Raw genomic sequence first — 17,539 nt, 5'->3', positions numbered from 1 at the left:
GACTCTTCGGTGGTCGCGATCAACGGCTGCGACCTCGACCGGACCATCGTCGTGCGCAAGAAATCATCGCCTACGGACCAAGTACGACGGAAGTATCGCAGGCCTGGTCCTCGGCGAGGTGCCCACCGCGCGACAACTCCTCTACGCGATGATGCTGCCGTCCGGCTGCGACCCGCTAACGCGAGCACGCGTGCCGAATGTGGTTTCGTCTACGACTTGGCTACAGCGGCAAACGTGCCGACGCCAACGCGGGAACACGCGGTGGAATACGCCGACCTGCTCGGCGGCGATTCCGTCAAGTTACGACAGCGCAGGCAACCCGAAGTGTGGTCGCCCCTGCAGTACGCCTGTCATGTGCGGGACGTGCTGCTCGCACACCGTGAGCGCGTACTGGCCGCCCGTCGAACGGACAACCCTCCCGCGCCACTGATGGGCCGGTCCACGCGGCGGGCCCACCGCCGCACCGGCTCCTCGATCAGCGCGTAGCTGGCCGCCGCGACCGGGAGGGTGATGGCGATCGTGAGGATCAGGACGTAACCGAAGTTTCCGAGGAACGGCACGATTCCGAATACCGGGAACACGATCGACAGCACCGCGAGATGCCAGATGAAGATGCCATACGACCAGCGTCCGATCATCGCGGCCACCGGTGATTCCAGCCAACGGTGTGGTCGGGCCGCCGGGTCCCGCAGCACCAGCGGAGCGAGCAAGGCGAACCCGATGATCGCGCCCGATCCCATCTTCACCACGTACTGCCACGGCTCGGCACGAGTCAGCCCGGCCGGTCCGGCGAGATCGGTCGCCGCGATCAGGAAGGCGATGGTCGCCACCGTCCACATCAACGGCTGATTCGCCGCGACCCGCCACCAGGTCGATTGCCGGACACTCTGGTGGGCCAACTCCGCGAGCAGCATGCCTACCGCGAACCAGGGCAGATACCCGGGCAGCCAATTGTCCGCGTGGATGGCGTCGGGCGTGGGCACCGGAAGGAGGTTCCACCCGAGGCTGATCACCCCGAGCGCGACAATCACCGGCACCCGCAGGCCCGCCGCGGACCCCCGTAACCGGACCAGCGCGAACGCCAGCACAGGCAATACGAGATAGAAGGCGACTTCGACCGAAAGGCTCCACATCTGGGTCAGCCCATCGGTGAGTGTCAACGGCACGAAAACCTGCAGCAGCGCCAGGTTCGACACCCACACCCGCAGTCCGGCCGTCCCCGCCGCGCTCGGCAGCAGCATCAGCACCGCGCACACCACGACCCAGTACGCGGGCAGGATGCGCGCGGCACGATGCCGCAGGTAGTAGCCGACCGACGGCGCGCTGCCCACCCCACGCGCCGCCGCGGCGTGCGGGCGCCACAGCAGGAATCCGGACAGCGCGAAGAACACCGCGACCGCCATGTCGAACCGCCCCCACACCCGGCCGATGACCGGCGTGCCCGCGGCCCCGGTTTGAAACGCGACGTGCGTGAGCAGCACCCCGAGTGCCGCCATGCCGCGCATGCCTTCCAGCGCGGGCACGAACACGCGCGAGCGCGCCCGTTCGGTCCCGGGAGCGGTGGAAGACACAGTCGCGGTCATCGGGCTCCAGTCTGCCGTGCCGATTCACCGGTGATAACCCGGCATTTCAGACTCCACGCTAGACTCGGGCGATTTCTCGGCCGTTTCGGCCTCGACGCCGCATAGTACGTCACAGGGCTGTTAGTGTCGGGGCTCACGAGTGCCGGCGGCGTGCCCGCTGTACTCGCCGGACGGACCTGTGTTCTACGACGAGGAGAGTTTGCATGGCACTGAGTGCCGGTACCAGAAGGACGGTTGCCTGCCTGCTCGTGGGTCTCGGCGCGTTGCTGATCGTCGCCGCGCTGATGATCCCGACGTACACCGTCGACAAACTGGCGAAAACTCCCCTCGACATCGAGATCACCACGATCGCGACGAACCAGCCGGGTGAGGACAGCCTCGTGCTCGACGCCAAGTCGCTGACCTCCCCGGAGGGTGCGGCGAAGGTCGACAGCAACGTTCCTCTGGTCTCGCAACGCTTCCTCACCGTCGAGGACCCGGCCGATGCCACCGAGATGACGGTGCAGGCGGGTCAAACGCTGCGTCGCATCGACAAGCAGGGCGACACCGGCCTGCTGACCGCGACCATCGACCGGGTGACCATCGACCGTAAGACCGGTATGCCGGTGGACAAGGATCCCAACGGGTCCATCGCCGTCACCACGACCAAAGAAGGCGAGAGTATCGCCGAGCCGGTCCAGCACACCGGCCTGCAGTACCGGTTCCCGATCGGCACCGAGCAGAAGAGTTACCCGTACTTCGACATCACCGCGCGCAAAACCTTCGACGTCAACTTCGTCGAGGAGACCGAGATCAACAACATGAAGGTCTACCACTTCCAGCAGTCGGTGCCCGCCACCAACCTGTGGGAGGTGGCGCAGGCGCCGACCAACCGGCTGAGCCTGCCCGCCGCCAAGTGGGGCGTCGAGGGCGGCGAGGGCGATGAGGCCCCGGTGACGCTGACCCGGTTCTACACCAACACCCGCGACCTGTGGGTCGAGCCCGAGACCGGCACCGTGATCAAGGGCGGCGAACAGATCCACCTCTACTACGCGCGCACCGGCGACAAGCCCGAAGTCACCGCACTCAAATCGCACCTGGTGTTCGATGAGAACACCATCGAGTCGCAGATCGCGGTGGCCAAGGAGAACATCGACAAGCTGTCGCTGTACGGCCGGATCATGCCGATCGTGTTCGGCGTCCTCGGCGTGGTCGCGCTGATCGCCGGTGTGTTGCTCGGTGTCCGTGGCGGGTCGGCCCCGACGCGGGCGCGCGCCGGTGGCGCCCCGAGCCAGCGTCCCAGCGGTTCGGCTCCGACCCGTGGGGCTTCGAACCGCCCCCCGGCGAACCGCGGAGCCGATGATGCCCCCACCGAACAGATCCGGATCGACAAGCAGCCCTGATACCGCTGAGCAGCACTGTATTCGGCTCCCCGCCCTCTGGGCTGGGGAGCCGAATTCGTTCCGCTGGTCAGGCTTCGCGAGGCGGCAGTGCGTAGGCGGCGATATTCGGCCACTGCACGACGTCGCGGAAGAACGCGCGGGCGGCTTCGAGACCTTCCGCGTAGACCAAGGTGCGCACTGCGGTGATCACGGTGAAGTCGTAGGCAGGGCTGCGTCAACCGTTTGGACGCGACGGCTCGGCACGCGTCGTGTCGTCGGCAGCGCGTAGGACGACAACCGCGACCAGGAGCGTCGTGCTGGCCGCGACCGAGACTGCCGTCGCGATCAGGGCGGGGACCGAGCGGGCGAACGCCACCATCACCGTGACTTCGACGGCCAGCCCCACCCACGTGACGACGGCGAGCGCGGTGCGATCCACCGCGATGGCCGAGAGCATCGCGCCCTGTAGCACGGCAAGCAAGGCGCCGTGCAGGGCGAACAACCACAGCAATCCCTGGATCGGCGCGTAGTCTTCGCCCGCGAGCAGTGGCGCGATCGGCGCGGCGAGCGCGGCGCCGAGCACAGCGACGATCCCGATACCGCTGAGCACCGCCAGCGCCGCCTGGATCGCGCGCGCCGAGTGGGTCGGCTGCGCCATCCGCGGATACAGCACGACACCGACCGCCTGCGGCAGCCAGAACGCGATCTTGGCGGCGATGGTGCCGAGCGCGTACCGGCTGGCGTCCACCTCGTCGAGCACGATTCGGACCACGATCAGGTCGGCCGACGACAGTGCCATCAGCGCGGCCTGCACCTGGGCGGCCCGTAGCACCGGTAGCACGCCGACGGCCGTAGCGACCTCGTCCGCCCCGGTGACAGTGCGAGCCCGGGCTCGCGGCGAATTGGCGATGGTCCGGGCGAACAAGGCCGCTGCCGCGATCCCGAATGCCGCCGCCCACAGCGCGAGCGCCGCGCCCCCGCCCAGCGCCAAAACCACCAGCGCGGGCGTGACCCGGGCGATCCCGGCCGCACCGAGCACCACGGCCAACGCCCGAAAACGTTTGCCACCCTGCAGAATTCCCTGCTCGCCGGATAACAGCACCAGGAAGGGCACGGCACCCAGTGCCGCAGCGGACGCCAGCATATCGACGTTGAGCGTGACGGTCACCAACGGCGCCAGCACCGCCGCGACCACCGCCACGATCACCGCGCATCGCCACTGCAACCCGCGCAGTTTCGGCACACTCGCCCCCCGAACCAGCTCCCTGGCCACTACATTCTGCAACGCGAGCGCGGGCACCGCACACAACAGCTGCGCGGCGAGCAGACTGGCGAACTCGCTGTATCCGGTCACCCCCAGCCACCGCCCGGCCAGCAGTTGCAACAGATATCCCGCTACATTGGCGGTCATCGCCCCTGCTGTCACCAACGTCAGATCCGCCACCACAGGAACCCGACGGACAGCAGACACGCCGCCTATCGTCCCACCCCGATACCGACACCCCGGTCCCGCCCCGCCGGAGATCGAGCGCCAGGTCCGAGCGGATCGCGGGCGTGTCGCCGGGACGCCACGGACCCACGGAAGAGCACGCGCCGATCGCCCGAGCGGTGACATCGCTCGGCGCATGTCGAGGCACCGCACCGACGAGATTATCGCAGTTGCCGAGACGGCACCCGCAGGTCAGCGCCGCGCATCAACCGCTGCCGATCGCCGACGACGACAGCATGGCCGGCCGACGCGGCAGATCCTGCGGCGCCCGCACCGAAATTCGGCACCGAACGACTCGGTGACCGGTGTCAGTGCGATCGTCCACGCTCTCGGGTTGCCGTCGTCCCGACGGCTCCGTTCGCAGCCACACAACTGGGCGCGCGGACCCGCTCGCGCCCGCACACCACGGCCACCGGACCACCTCTCAGGACGTAGGCTGCTGAGGCGTGAACGAGGGCGGTCGACGGCGATGGGTGGCGGCGGGGTACAGCGGGGTGGGGGCGCTGCTCGTGGCCGGACCGCTGCTGGGACCGGGGTACCTGCTGTTGCGGGACGCGGTGAGCACGCCGCGCAGTTATCTGACCGATTCGGCGCTCGGGCTGGGCGACGCCGCGCCACGCGCGGTGCCACAGGACGCGTTGCTCGCCGCGTTGTCGCCGATCGTAGATGGTGGGTTCATCGTCAAAGCGATCCTGGTCGTGGCGCTGTGGGCGGCGGCGTACGGGGCGGCGGTACTCGCGCGCGAACTGTTGCGAGCGCCGATCGGGGCGCAGCTGGTCGCGGCGACGGTCGCGCTGTGGAATCCCTATGTGGCCGAGCGGCTTTTGCAGGGGCACTGGAGTCTGCTGACCGGGTATGCCGCACTGCCGTGGACCGCCCTGGCGGCTTATCGCGTTCGAGCGGGCCGTGGTGGCATCGCCCCGTGGGCCGCGCTCGCCGGCTCGCTTGCCGCGGCCGGCCTCACGCCGACCGGCGCACTGCTCGCGGGCTGCACCGCACTCGCCCTGGTCCGCTGGCGGCAACTGCCCGGGGCGCTCGCCCTGTCGGTGGCCGCGTCGGCGCCGTGGCTGGTGGCGACCGCGCTGTCCGGCTCGGGCGCCGAGCCATCCGATCCAGCGGGTATCGCGGCCTTCGCGGCGCGGGCCGAACCCGGCCTCGCAACGCTGGGCAGCCTGGCCGGACTCGGAGGGATCTGGAACTCGGAGGCCGTCCCCACTTCGCGCACTACGTCGCTTGCGGTGCTCGGGACGGTGCTGCTGCTGGCGATCGTCGCGCTCGGCCTGCGAACGGTCGCCAGCGGGGCCGATGACTCGGCCACCCGGCATGTCCGCCGCGCTCTGCTGGTACTCGCCGCATGCGCGATCCTGCTTCCGGCGCTCGGCGCGACGACGTGGGGCATGCACACGCTGGAGTGGCTGGTCGCCGGGGTGCCCGGCGCGGGACTGCTGCGCGACACCCAGAAGTACGTGGCATTGGCCATGCCCGCCTACGCGCTGTGCGCCGCTGCCGGATGTGTCGCGCTCTCCCGTCGGTTCTCGGCCACGCCTACGCACCCGGCCATGTCGGCCACGGTCGCAGCGGTTTTCGTCGCGCTGCTCACACTGCCACTGTCCGATCTCGCCTGGGGCGTCGGCGGAGCGGTTCGGGCGGTGCACTATCCGAGCGGGTGGCAGCGGGTCGCCGAACGAGTCGTCGGTCCTGGCGACGTCGCGGTACTGCCGGGCGGGATCTTCCGGAAGTTTTACTACAGCGGCGCGGCGCCGGTGCTGGACCCCGCGCCGCGCATGCTGCCCAACGACGTCATGCAGACCGGCGTGCTTCCGGTACGCGGCCGGATCGTCTCCGGCGAGGGAGCCCGCGCAGCACAGGTGGAAACCCTTCTGCTGCACGGTAATTCACCCACAGAGTTGGCCCGCCTCGGGGTCGGCTGGGTACTCGTCGAACGCGGCACGCCCGGACCGCTCGGCGCATCGGCGGCGACGCTCACCCAGCTCGAGCCGAGGTACCAGGACGCCGACTTCGCGTTGTACCGCGTGCCCGGCGTAGTCGAGCAGGGTGGATCGTCGACCGCTCAGCGCTCCGTCGCGAACGCCGCCCATGTGCTGTGGGGCGCACTGCTTGTCGCCGGTCCGCTGATCGCTCTCGGCGCGCGCGCACGGTCCCGGACGAAAGCCCAGCGGTAGTCAGGCCGCCGAGGTCGGTGCGAACCTGCGCCAGCGGCGGCCGGCGCGAAGACACGCACTCGCCGGAAGTGACTGCCCGACCGTCACGGCGACGCGCGCCTTCGCGGACGCACCGCAGCGGAACTGGGCTGCCATGGTCTTCGCTCGTGTCGACCGATCGGCCTCGGGACGTGCCGTCACCCCTCGCCACACGATGCGCGGCAGCGCCGGTCAGTCGGCCGGGCGCGGCGCGATCAACCCGGCGACGCGGTCGCCGCGGGCCGCGGCCGCCAATACCTCGTAGACCCCGTTCCCGGTCTGCTCCCAGGAGAACTCGCGTGCGCGGGCACGTGCTTTCTCCCCCATGACCGTACGTGCCGTCCGATCGTCGAGCAGTTCACCGACGGCATCGGCCAACTGTGCGACGTCGTCGACCAGGATGCCGGTCGCACCGTCGACGATGGAATCGGTCAGGCCGCGCGAACTCTGGTAGCCGATGGTGGGCACGCCGTGCTGGGCGGCTTCGATGACCGCCAGTCCCCAGCCCTCCTTACGCGACGGCAGCACATGCACCCATGCGCGGGCGAGTAGTTCGTGCTTGCGGCGCTCGTCGACGTGCCCGTGGAACGTGACGGCGTCGGCGATCTCGAGTTCGCGGGCGTGGTCTTTCAGGTTGTCGGCCCACCAGCCGTCGCCGATCACGTCCAAGTGCAGACCGGGTATTCGGTCGCGCAACCGGGCGACGACCGCGAGCGCGTCCTCGATCTGCTTGTGCGGCACCAGCCGCGAGAGCACCACGACGGTAGGCGCGGCGGCACGCGTCTCCGCGGCGCCGGTGGGCGCCTCGACTGGAACAGGTTCCGCCCCATTGCGCACCACCGCGATGCGGGAACGATCCACACCGAGGGTGGCCAACTCTTCAGCCGAGGGGAGCGAAACAGTCAGATACTGGTTCCCCCGATGCACGCGCGGCGACAACCGCGACTCGATCCACCACCCGATCCGACCGACCAGCCGACCGGCCACCGGCCACTGCTCGCGGTGTCCGTGGTGCACCAGCACGACGGACGGCGCCTTGGTGACCGCGGCAGCGAAGAACGGGATGCCGTTCTGGGTGTCGATGACCGCGTCGGGGCGCACGCCCCGCATCGGGCCGAGGCCGATCTTGCCTAGCGCGAGCGCGGCGAGAGCGCGCGGATACACGGTGTAGCGGCCGCCGCCCCTGCTGATGTCGATGCCGTGAATTCGTTCCCGGCGCGGCGCACCCGGATAGCGGGCTGTGCGCAGGGTTACCGTCACCCCGCGTGCCGCGAGTTGTGCGCCGACCTGCTCGAGGTAGCGCTCACTGCCGCCACCCTGCGGGTGCCCGGTGTCACGCCAGCAAAGCAGGAGGACTTCGCGCACGGTGGAGCTTCTCTCGGTCAGGTGGTCCGGTCGGAACATCGCGTATCGCGGTATACCCTAACCCGAGTACCCGCCCCCGCATGCCGTCCGCCGACGTTGTGCGAAACTCTGCGCCGTGCTCAAAGCCGAAACGAAGCCCACCCGGAGCGGCCCGCCCCGATTCGCCCGTCGGGCGACCCTGCACCGGTCGCTGCGATTGCTCGGCAGTTTCCGGTTCGAGCAGACTGATCCCGCGCTGTTCTACGGGGGACTCGCCGAGGACAGCGCGGCGATGATCGCCGACTTCTACGCCGACCTCACCGGCCGGTCACTGGCAGACGCCACAATCCTCGACGTCGGCGGTGGGCCCGGCTACTTCGCGGACGAGTTCGTCCGAACCGGCGCCCGCTACATACCGGTGGAGCCGGACCCCTCGGAGATGCACGCGGCGGGACTCTCGATCGCGGGTGCGGTCCGCGGGTCCGGGATGGCGCTGCCGTTCCGGGATGACGCGGTGGACATCTGTTTCTCGTCGAACGTCGCCGAGCATGTCTCGAAGCCCTGGGTGATGGCTGACGAGATGGTCCGCGTGACCAAGCCCGGTGGGCTGATCGTGCTGTCGTACACCGTGTGGCACGGACCGTTCGGCGGGCACGAGACCGGGCCATGGCACTTCCTCGGCGGCGAGTACGCCGCGCGCCGGTACCGGCGCAAGCACGGGCGGGAACCGAAGAACCGCTTCGGCACCTCGCTGTTCGCCGTCCGTGCCGCGGAGGGACTGCGGTGGGCGGCGAACACTTCCGCGGAGGTGCGCACGGTATTCCCGCGCTATCACCCGCGGTGGGCCTGGTGGCTTGTTCGCATCCCCGGAGTGCGTGAGCTACTGGTCAGCAATCTGGTCGTCGTGGCGACCAAAAGTTAGCCGAGCTAATGCTCGAGCCATCCGCTTCGCCAGTGCCGCTTACTGGACTGCTGACGTAGCGGCTTACTCCACGGCGCCTCCCTGATGGCGAGGCCTACGGTCTCCAGCGTGGTCAGCCCGACCAGGTCGGCTAGCGTTCGCACGGCCGCGACCGCCTCGGCTGCCTGCATGGCCGCAGTGGCTTGTTCGATCGTCAGCGTGCGTCCGGGCAGGAAGGAGACCACCCATCCGCCACTGCCGACACACTTCGCTTGATGCTCGGTCTGGTCGCTGGTCATCAACGACCGACCGATCACTTGCACCGCCATGACTCGGACTCCCCAGTTTGCGGTATCGGTTCATGAATCGAGCGAGCTGATCAGTCGCTACAGCATCCCACCTTCCAGCAACAGAACGCAATAGTGCGTTCTGCGAAAAGCGAACCGAGAAGTCGGAATTCACACCGACCGCGGTGGCGCCGAACCATAAAACTGGAACAGGTTACAGACAATCTGGACGCCAAAATGTAACGTGTTCTCATGCACTACGACAGCTTGTTCATCGGCGGCCACTGGACCGCACCAGCCACCGCCGAGCGCGTCCAGGTCCTCTCGCCGGCGACGGTCGAGCCGGTGGGCAGCGTCCCCGCGGTGACGCGGGCCGATGTCGACGCCGCGGTCGCCGCGGCACGACATGCCTTCGACCAGGGCCCGTGGCCGTCCACGCCGCCGGAGGAGCGTGCCGAGGTGCTCACCCGCGCGGCCCGCCTGATCGAGCAGCGCTCCGCCGACCTGATCGCCGCGCTGATCGCGGAGGTAGGCACCCCACAGCTGATGGCCATGACGCTGAACCAACTCCCGTCGATCGCCGTGCTGGACTCCTACGCGGCGCTGGCCAAGTCTTTCCCCTGGCGCGAGACCCGGGTCGGCGGATTCGGCACCACCCGGGTCACCCGGGAGCCACGCGGGGTCGTCGCGGCGGTCACCGCATGGAACGTCCCGCTGTTCCTCGCGGCCAACAAGCTCGCACCCGCGCTGCTCGCCGGCTGCACCGTGGTGCTGAAGCCCGCTCCGCTGACACCGATCACCGCGAACATGCTCGCGGACATCTGCGCCGAGGCCGGCCTACCCGAGGGCGTGCTCTCGGTACTCCCCGCCGAACCGGATGCGGCCGAGTACCTCGTCTCGCATCCCGGCGTCGACAAGGTGACGTTCACGGGCAGTACCGCGGTCGGCAAGAAGATCGGCGCGATCGCGACCGGCCAGCTCAAAAGTGTCTCGCTCGAACTCGGCGGTAAATCGGCGGCGATCGTGTTGCCGGATGTGGACTTGGCGGCGAGCATCCCGGTGCTCGCCTTCTCCGGTCTGATGAACAGCGGGCAGGGCTGCGTCGCGCAGACCCGCATCCTCGCGCCGCGCGGTCGATACGACGAAATTCTCGACGCACTGATCGAACAGGTGAAGACGATGAAGGTCGGCGATCCGACCGACCCCAGCGTGCAACTGGGACCGCTGATTTCCGAACGACAGCGCGACCGGGTCGAAAGCTACATCGCCAAGGGCAAGTCCGACGGTGCGCGGCTGGTACTCGGCGGCGGTCGCCCGGCAGGTCTGGACCGCGGGTGGTTCGTGGAGCCGACGATCTTCGCCGACGTGGACAACAAGTCCACCATCGCGCAGGAAGAGATCTTCGGCCCGGTCTTGTCGGTTATCCCGTACGAGACCGAGCAGGAAGCGGTCGCTATCGCCAACGACTCGGTCTACGGCCTGGCCGGTTCGGTGTGGACCACCGATATCGAGCACGGCGCCGAGATAGCCGCGCGCGTGCGCACCGGTACCTACGCGATCAATTGGTACGCCTTCGACCCGAGTTCGCCGTTCGGCGGCTACAAGAACTCCGGACTCGGACGGGAGAACGGCCCGGAAGGTCTCGACTCGTTCTGTGAGCAGAAGTCGCTGCTCATGCCACTCGGCTGGGCCGAGTGATCAACCCTGCGGCATGACCACACGCAGCATGGGCGCACCATCGCCGCCCGAGCGGTTCGGTGTGTCGACGATCTCGACGCGCCAACCGGGGGGCAATACTGCCCGCAGCCGCCCCGCGGCCCGGCGTAGCGGCGTACTCGCGGTCGCCAGTTCGAAGTCGGTAACCAACGGGGCAAAGGCTGCCGCCGTCTCCAGGTCGGCCATGCTCCAACCGCCTCTCGCGCGATGATCTCGACGTTCTCCGCCGACATCGCGGGGTCCGATGTCACAAGGGAAGTAGGTCAGTTGATCAGTGAACTGTCAGCGATTTGATTGGGTGCTCGTGGAGTCAAGAACATACCAAGCATAGGTCACGGCCCGACCCGACCCTTGTACAACGTACATTTCCCCTGAGAATGCCCCCCGAACGCGGCTCGGCAATCGCCTCGACGGGGCACGGGATCGCGATCATCCGACAGGCCTGCCCCCGGGCTCCAGGACCCGGTGAGCGGCTGGGCGACAACGTTCGCGCCCGGATCCGGCGGCCAACGGCGCGGCGCCCGCCGATACGACGCGCGGGGCTGGTACCACTCGGCACGCAAGGGCACGCATTGCACGGTGCCACCGCCGAATCCCGACTGCAGTACAACAACGTCGACAGACATTGGGGCGGTCTCCAGCAACTCCCGCGCACGCGCTGCTCGTCGGGCGTGTCGGGCTACCTGCCGCACGGGGTAGTACCCCGAACTCGACCCGCACGCCCTCGCCGGTCAGGGTGCGCATCAATCGCCACAGATCGTCGAGGTTACGGGCGAGCCCATCGAGTACACGATCACACCGTCCAGGCCGAACACTGGCGCCTGCCTGATCGCGCGGCAACTCGCCGAAAACTACCCGCGGCTTCTCCGCACTTTTCCCGTGGGATAACTGCGGCACGAAACTACGCATCGACGCCACTTCCGCCACTGCCCGCGAACCAGGGTGCACGCTTGACCCGACCGAGAACAGAGTTCGGCGACGACGAAGGAGACCGAAGTGGCCGCACCGACCGGCATCGATTGGGAATGGGCCACCCGTACCGGCGGCGCGCTCTCGAAGCAGCAACGCCGTAGTTTGGCCGTCGCCACCGCACGCACGCTGCCCGCCATGCTGACCAACCGGGTCCGACTCGCGCTGGGCCGACGCGGACGCGGATCACTGGAATTCGCCGGCCTGCGGCTGCCTGATTCCGAGCTGGCCGTCGCGGCGGAAACCGAAGCGCGCGAATCACTTTCCGCACCCGTGTTGGAGCATTCGATTCGGACCTACTACTTCGGACGGGTGCTGGCCGATCTCGACGGCGCCACCTACGACGACGAACTCGCCTACGTCTGCTCCCTGCTGCACGACTTGCAACTCGAGCATCCCACGCCGGGACGATGTTTCGCGGTGTCCGGCGGTGAGCGCGCTGCGGCGCTCGCGCTCGGCGCGGGGGCGCCGCCGGAACGGGCCGACGCGATCGGCGCGGCGATCGGCGCGCATATCACCCCCGGCGTGGCCGACGACCTCGGCGATCCCGGCGGCTTCGTCTCGGCGGGTGCGTCCGTGGATGTCCTCGGCACTCGACTCGCCGAAATAGATCAGGATTGGGTCGTCGAACTACTCCGCCGCCACCCGCGCCAAGACTTCGAACGACGCGTCATCGCAGCATTCAGAGCGGAGGCGAAAGCTGTGCCCGAGGGCAGGATTCGCTGGCTCAACCGGGTGGGCTTCGTTCAGATGGTCCGGATGGCGCCATTCGCCGACTGACCGCCGTCGACCGGGGAAACCCCTGTCCCGCAAAACAAACCGCCCGCGCCATCTGCCAGATGGCGCGGACGGTGCTAGTTTTGATGGAGTGTCAGCCCAGACGCTGCTTGAGCGCCTCGAACTCGTCACGCACGCCGGAAGGCAGCTTGTCACCGACGAACTGGAACCACTCTTCGATCAGCGGGATCTCCCGACGCCACTCATCGGCGCGCACCACGAGAGCCTCGTCGACATCCGCGGTGTCGACGTCGAGGCCGTCCAGGTCGAGCTGCGCGGCGGTCGGCACGTTTCCGATCGCGGTCGTCTCCGCCTCGGCGGAACCGTCGATCCGGCCGATGATCCACTCCAGCACGCGGGAGTTCTCACCGAAGCCGGGCCACAGGAACCGGCCGTCGGCGCCGCGGCGGAACCAGTTGACGTAGAAGATCTTCGGCAGCTTCGCCGCGTCCGCGTTCTTGCCGACGTCGATCCAATGGCCCAGGTAATCACCGACGTGGTAGCCCATGAACGGCAGCATGGCCATCGGGTCGCGCCGGACGGTGCCGACCTTGCCCTCGGCGGCCGCGGTCTGCTCGGAGGACAACGTCGCGCCCATGAACACGCCGTGCTGCCAGTCGAAGGACTCGGTCACCAGCGGCACCGTGGTCTTGCGGCGGCCACCGAACAGGATCGCCGAGATCGGCACACCCTGCGGGTCATCCCACTCGGGGGCCAGGATCGGGCACTGCGACATCGGCGTGCAGTAACGCGAGTTCGGGTGGGCGGCAAGCGTTTCGGTCTCCCGGAGGTACCAGTCGTTGCCCTTCCAGTCGATCAGGTGATCGGGCTCGCCCTCCAAACCCTCCCACCAGACGTCGTTGTGGTCGGTCAGCGCGACGTTGGTGTAGACGGTATTGCCCGCGTCCATGGTGGCCATGGCATTCGGGTTGGAGCTGCGGTTGGTGCCCGGTGCGACGCCGAAGAAGCCGAACTCCGGGTTCACCGCGTAGAGGCGCCCGTCCTTGCCGAAGCGCATCCAGGCGATGTCGTCACCCAGGGTCTCCGCGCGCCAGCCCGGCACGGTCGGCTGGATCATCGCGAGGTTGGTCTTGCCGCAGGCGCTCGGGAACGCGGCCGCGATGTAGTACGCCTTGTTCTCCGGCGAGATCAGCTTGAGGATCAGCATGTGCTCGGCCAGCCAGCCCTCGTCGTGGGCCATCGCCGAGGCGATGCGCAGCGAGTAGCACTTCTTTCCGAGCAGCGCGTTGCCGCCGTAGCCGGAGCCGTAGCTCCAGATCTCCCGGTCCTCGGGGAAGTGGGTGATGTATTTGGTGTCGTTGCACGGCCACGGCACGTCGGCCTGGCCGTCGGCCAGCGGCGCGCCGACCGAGTGCAGCGCCTTCACGAACGGCTTGTCGGTACCCAGTTTCGCCAGGGCGGCGGTGCCCATGCGGGTCATCACGCGCATCGACACGACGACGTACTCGGAGTCGGTGATCTCGACGCCCAGCTTCGGGTCCTCCGAGCCGAGCGGGCCCATACAGAACGGCACCACGAACATGGTGCGGCCCTTCATCGAGCCGCGGTACAACTCGGTCATCGTGGCGCGCATCTCGGCCGGGTCGACCCAGTTGTTGGTCGGGCCCGCGTCGGCCTCGGTCTTGGAACAGATGAACGTACGAGATTCCACCCGGGCCACGTCGGAGGGATCGGACAGAGCGAGGAAGGAGTTCGGCTTCTTCTTCGCGTCCAACCGTTGGAACGTCCCCGCCGCGACGAGTTGTTCGGTCAGCCGGTCCCATTCCTCGTCGGAACCGTCCGCCCAGACCACCTGGTCCGGCTGGGTGAGTTCGGCGACTTCTTGTACCCAGGCGAGTAGTTCGCTGTGCTCGGTCGGCGCTTTGCCGTCGGATCCACGAAGACCAGGAATGGTCGCTGAGGTCATGAAAAACTCTCCTGAGATGGGCGGCAATTCGATGCTTCGCCGCCTGGCCCTAGGCCCATGACCAGCGCGAACACACCGAGCGCCACCGTTGGCGGGAAGGCACCCGCTCCGACAAGTCGAAAGCGCGCCCCGGGGTGGGCGGCGTACCAGGACTTAGCGGACGCCCAAGTTCCTGATTAGAGATTAACGCGATGTGACGACCAGTACGGAATCGGGTTCCTCACTGTGTACCCATTCGGGAACCCACTTCAACGAGCGAGATCCAGCGATCGACGACCCGTAGATCGCGCTCGCACGCGGCGAGTTGCTCCGGCTGTTCGGCCGCCATCCGCCGTAGCCTGGCCTCGAGTTCGGCGACGCGGCGGTCGGTATCGATCATTCGCGCGGTGCTTGCTTGAACCACGCGATCGGCCAACGCGGTCTCCGTTTCCACGAGCGCGGTCGCCGCCCGCTGCTCGAGCTGCGCTTTTACATTCACCAACGCGTCGGATACCCATTGCCAGATATGTGCTCGATCGGAGAGCTGCCGGCGTGCCCGAACCACCCAGGCCGCGGCGCCGCCACCGAGCAGCAGGGTGACCGGAACGCTCGCGACATCGAGCGCGGGCACCAACGACAGGGGAGCAACCAGCAGGCGACCCAGGCCGACACCCGCCGACGCGCCGAGTGCGACCATGAGGTGATCTTCGACACCTCGGTGTCTCGGCGCGAGATCCGGGCCGACCCGCGGCGCCGGATCTCGCCGTAGCGGCGGTACGCCGCCGCCGTCCATTCGCCCGCACAATTCGGCGAGACGGTGGTCGACGGCACGGTCGACGGCGCCGGTCAGTTCGATGACGGCCTGCTGAAGCCGGTCGGGGTAGCCGGCGAGTTCGGCGCGGCGCAACCGATCCAGTTCGGCACGCGTGGTGGTGTGCAACGCGCGAACCTGCGCGCCAATCTCGGTCATCAGATCGACCCTGGCCAAATGCTGCTGACCACGCAGAGTCGACATCGCGGTGGCGCGTCCGCTGTCGCGGCCTGCGAGTAGCACCGCCCGCTGCTCCCGCAGCCGCGTCGATTCGGCGCCGGAGCGCAACGCGGAGACCTGCTCGACCACGCGCTGGCGCGTTTCGGCCAGAACCCGAAAGGTGAGTGCCGCCAGTCGGTCGCCGCTGGCCGCGTCGACGCCCGAGGCCGCCGCGATCAGTTTCGTGTGCAACGCGCCGAGGCCGGACCGATCGAGCAGTCCCGCATCGCCCTCGGTGCGGGCTGCCACCGCGAGCCGCGCCGAGACCGGCGTGATGTCCAGGTCGGCCGCTCCCTGGGCGGCCAACAAGTCCAGATTGCGCGAACGCACCGCGCGCCAGTCCCGATACGCATGGATGCCGTTCATCGCGAGCAGGATGCGCGATCCGTCCGCGCGCAGTCGGCCGATCAGTCTCACTGTGTCCCCGCCGAGGGTGGTGCCCGCGTCCAACAGGATCAGCGCGACCACCGACGGCACCTGGATCGATGGCGAGGTTGGCTCCACCGCCGCAGTCGGATCGGTCGATGGCTCGGACAATTCGACAAGCGGTTCGAAGCGTGCCAGTTCGGTCCGCAACAGCGTGGTGTTCACATCGTCGGGACCGATCAACGTGACAGCGTTCGCGGCGCTGGACCCGGGCGCCGCGCGCAGCAGCGCCATGCCCTGCGGATTCCACCGAGCCACCACCGCCTCGACCTCGGGCGAGAGTGCGCACGTTGCCCGCTCGGCCGGATCGGAGCCTGAGGGCAGATTGTCTGCCTGCTCGATGCCCTCGGCCGCATCACGACCGCCCTCGCCCGCGCACCTCCCCCTCGGTTCCGACGGTTCAGAGACCGGCACTGCTCATCCGTTCCCATAGCCGGACGTAACCGTTGTGCACGCGAAGGGCGGCGCGACGGGCCGCGGGTGGCATGTCGCTGGAGACGACCGCGCGCCAGCGCGCCGCACGGGACATCGCGTCGTCGGCATCGGAGGGCGCCGGAGTCGGATAGCCCGCGGCGAGATGGGCAACCTCGGGCCGGGCAAGCCCCGCACAGAGCCCGAGCCAGAGGGCGTCGTCACCGAATAGGTAAGCCTCCAGCGCGTCACGGGCACGATGGCCCTGGCCCGGCACCGCGCGGGCGGCGAGTCGGGTCAGTTCGTCGAGAAGTTCACCGCCACGCAGCGCACAGACCTGTTCGTAGCGCTGATGCAGCTTCTGGTGCAGTGCTTCGATTCCGCTCGCGGCGTGCAGGATGTGCAGCAGCGCCTGCGGCGAGAGATCCGGGTCCGCGCGCAGGGCAGCACACGCACAGACCACGCCGTACAACTCCCAGTGTCGCAACAGCTGCTCACGTTCGGCGGCCGCCGGACCGGGTGCGACGAACAGGTCCGGGGAAAGCATCAGTGACGGCTCCGCGTCGGTCGCGAGATTGCGCAGCAGGGCGAGTTCAGCGCCGCTCAGCACGCCGGTCCTTGTGCGCACTGCCAGCGATGCCACCACGGGAAAGACCGGGATTGCGAACTCCGTGCCGAACTGCTCGGCCGCCGCCACCGCATCGCCCCACCGGGTACCGATCGCATCGGCCTTGTTCAGCACGACGACCGTGCGCTCCGGTGGCAGCGTGGCGAGGACTCTGCGATCGGCGGGCGTCGGCGTAGCCGACAGCACATAGACGACGATGTCGGCGTCGAGCTCCGGATCGGGCAGCCCCGGCTCGTCGACCGGCCCGGTCTCCACGGCGGACATCAGCGCCAGCGCGTGCAGCACTGTGGTCCGTCCCGCGTGCGCGCGACCGGTCACCTGGATGCGCGGCGGTTTACGCCAAGCGCGCACCACAGCCGCGGCGGCGTATCCGATCTGTGCGTCCGAACCGGTTCCGAAGCGCAGTTCGGCGAGCATCTTGTCGATCTGGTCGTGTTCGCCCGTGGGTACACCACGTCCCCGCACCGGCCCGTCGGATTCGGTGGTTGTCTGCATCGGCGCACCCCCTTA

14 protein-coding genes are annotated in these 17,539 nt (G+C 68.4%); 5 read left to right on the top strand and 9 right to left on the bottom strand.

Annotated features, from left to right (window positions below):
• Positions 1-350: 350 nt before the first annotated feature.
• A complete protein-coding gene (locus tag AB0B25_RS18285) occupies positions 351-1,583 on the bottom strand; it encodes an acyltransferase (RefSeq protein ID WP_357180532.1) in 1,233 nt (410 codons plus the stop codon).
• A 203-nt stretch (positions 1,584-1,786) separates the two neighbouring features.
• Between AB0B25_RS18285 and AB0B25_RS18280 the strand changes: the two genes are divergently transcribed.
• Complete coding sequence (locus AB0B25_RS18280; RefSeq protein ID WP_357180529.1) at positions 1,787-2,965, top strand: DUF3068 domain-containing protein; 1,179 nt, start codon at positions 1,787-1,789, stop codon at positions 2,963-2,965.
• Between the two features lie 67 nt (positions 2,966-3,032).
• Here AB0B25_RS18280 and AB0B25_RS18275 read toward each other — a convergent pair whose 3' ends face one another.
• Positions 3,033-3,155 (bottom strand): hypothetical protein, encoded by a 123-nt coding sequence (locus AB0B25_RS18275; protein WP_357180526.1) that lies wholly within the window; start codon positions 3,153-3,155, stop codon positions 3,033-3,035.
• A gap of 24 nt (positions 3,156-3,179) precedes the next feature.
• Complete coding sequence (locus AB0B25_RS18270) at positions 3,180-4,355, bottom strand: polysaccharide biosynthesis protein (protein ID WP_357180523.1); 1,176 nt, start codon at positions 4,353-4,355, stop codon at positions 3,180-3,182.
• 524 nt (positions 4,356-4,879) lie between these two features.
• Here AB0B25_RS18270 and AB0B25_RS18265 point away from each other — a divergent pair.
• Positions 4,880-6,616 (top strand): hypothetical protein, encoded by a 1,737-nt coding sequence (locus AB0B25_RS18265; RefSeq protein WP_357180520.1) that lies wholly within the window; start codon positions 4,880-4,882, stop codon positions 6,614-6,616.
• Positions 6,617-6,826: 210 nt separating this feature from the next.
• Here AB0B25_RS18265 and AB0B25_RS18260 read toward each other — a convergent pair whose 3' ends face one another.
• Complete coding sequence (locus tag AB0B25_RS18260; RefSeq protein ID WP_357180517.1) at positions 6,827-7,999, bottom strand: glycosyltransferase family 4 protein; 1,173 nt, start codon at positions 7,997-7,999, stop codon at positions 6,827-6,829.
• Between the two features lie 115 nt (positions 8,000-8,114).
• Between AB0B25_RS18260 and AB0B25_RS18255 the strand changes: the two genes are divergently transcribed.
• Positions 8,115-8,900, top strand: coding sequence for a methyltransferase domain-containing protein (locus AB0B25_RS18255; protein WP_357180514.1), 786 nt, complete (start codon positions 8,115-8,117; stop codon positions 8,898-8,900).
• Between the two features lie 5 nt (positions 8,901-8,905).
• On the opposite strand, the gene AB0B25_RS18250 is transcribed toward AB0B25_RS18255, so the two are convergent.
• Entirely contained in the window at positions 8,906-9,208 is a 303-nt protein-coding gene (locus tag AB0B25_RS18250; protein WP_357069365.1) for a hypothetical protein, read from the bottom strand.
• 210 nt (positions 9,209-9,418) lie between these two features.
• On the opposite strand from AB0B25_RS18250, the gene AB0B25_RS18245 reads away from it, so the two are divergent.
• Positions 9,419-10,864 (top strand): aldehyde dehydrogenase, encoded by a 1,446-nt coding sequence (locus AB0B25_RS18245; RefSeq protein ID WP_357180511.1) that lies wholly within the window; start codon positions 9,419-9,421, stop codon positions 10,862-10,864.
• Here the strand turns inward: AB0B25_RS18245 and AB0B25_RS18240 are convergent, their stop codons facing one another.
• Positions 10,865-11,068 carry a hypothetical protein gene (locus AB0B25_RS18240; protein ID WP_357180508.1) on the bottom strand — a complete coding sequence of 68 codons (204 nt, stop codon included), beginning with the start codon at positions 11,066-11,068 and terminating at the stop codon, positions 10,865-10,867.
• 810 nt (positions 11,069-11,878) lie between these two features.
• On the opposite strand from AB0B25_RS18240, the gene AB0B25_RS18235 reads away from it, so the two are divergent.
• Positions 11,879-12,631 (top strand): phosphohydrolase, encoded by a 753-nt coding sequence (locus tag AB0B25_RS18235; protein ID WP_357180506.1) that lies wholly within the window; start codon positions 11,879-11,881, stop codon positions 12,629-12,631.
• 91 nt (positions 12,632-12,722) lie between these two features.
• On the opposite strand, the gene AB0B25_RS18230 is transcribed toward AB0B25_RS18235, so the two are convergent.
• From AB0B25_RS18230 to AB0B25_RS18220, 3 genes are all read right to left on the bottom strand, one after another.
• A complete protein-coding gene (locus AB0B25_RS18230) occupies positions 12,723-14,555 on the bottom strand; it encodes a phosphoenolpyruvate carboxykinase (GTP) (RefSeq protein ID WP_357180503.1) in 1,833 nt (610 codons plus the stop codon).
• Between the two features lie 220 nt (positions 14,556-14,775).
• Positions 14,776-16,404: a hypothetical protein gene (locus AB0B25_RS18225; protein ID WP_357180500.1), complete on the bottom strand. Its 1,629-nt coding sequence runs from the start codon at positions 16,402-16,404 to the stop codon at positions 14,776-14,778.
• Entirely contained in the window at positions 16,391-17,524 is a 1,134-nt protein-coding gene (locus tag AB0B25_RS18220; protein ID WP_357180497.1) for a hypothetical protein, read from the bottom strand. Before AB0B25_RS18220 ends, AB0B25_RS18225 begins: the two co-directional genes overlap by 14 nt.
• Positions 17,525-17,539 lie beyond the last annotated feature (15 nt).

Origin of the sequence: Nocardia sp. NPDC049190 (genome assembly GCF_040648115.1) — a bacterium.
GTDB lineage: Bacteria > Actinomycetota > Actinomycetes > Mycobacteriales > Mycobacteriaceae > Nocardia.
Note: the sequence above shows the minus strand (reverse complement) of the source record. Positions and strands in the feature narration are given on the sequence as shown.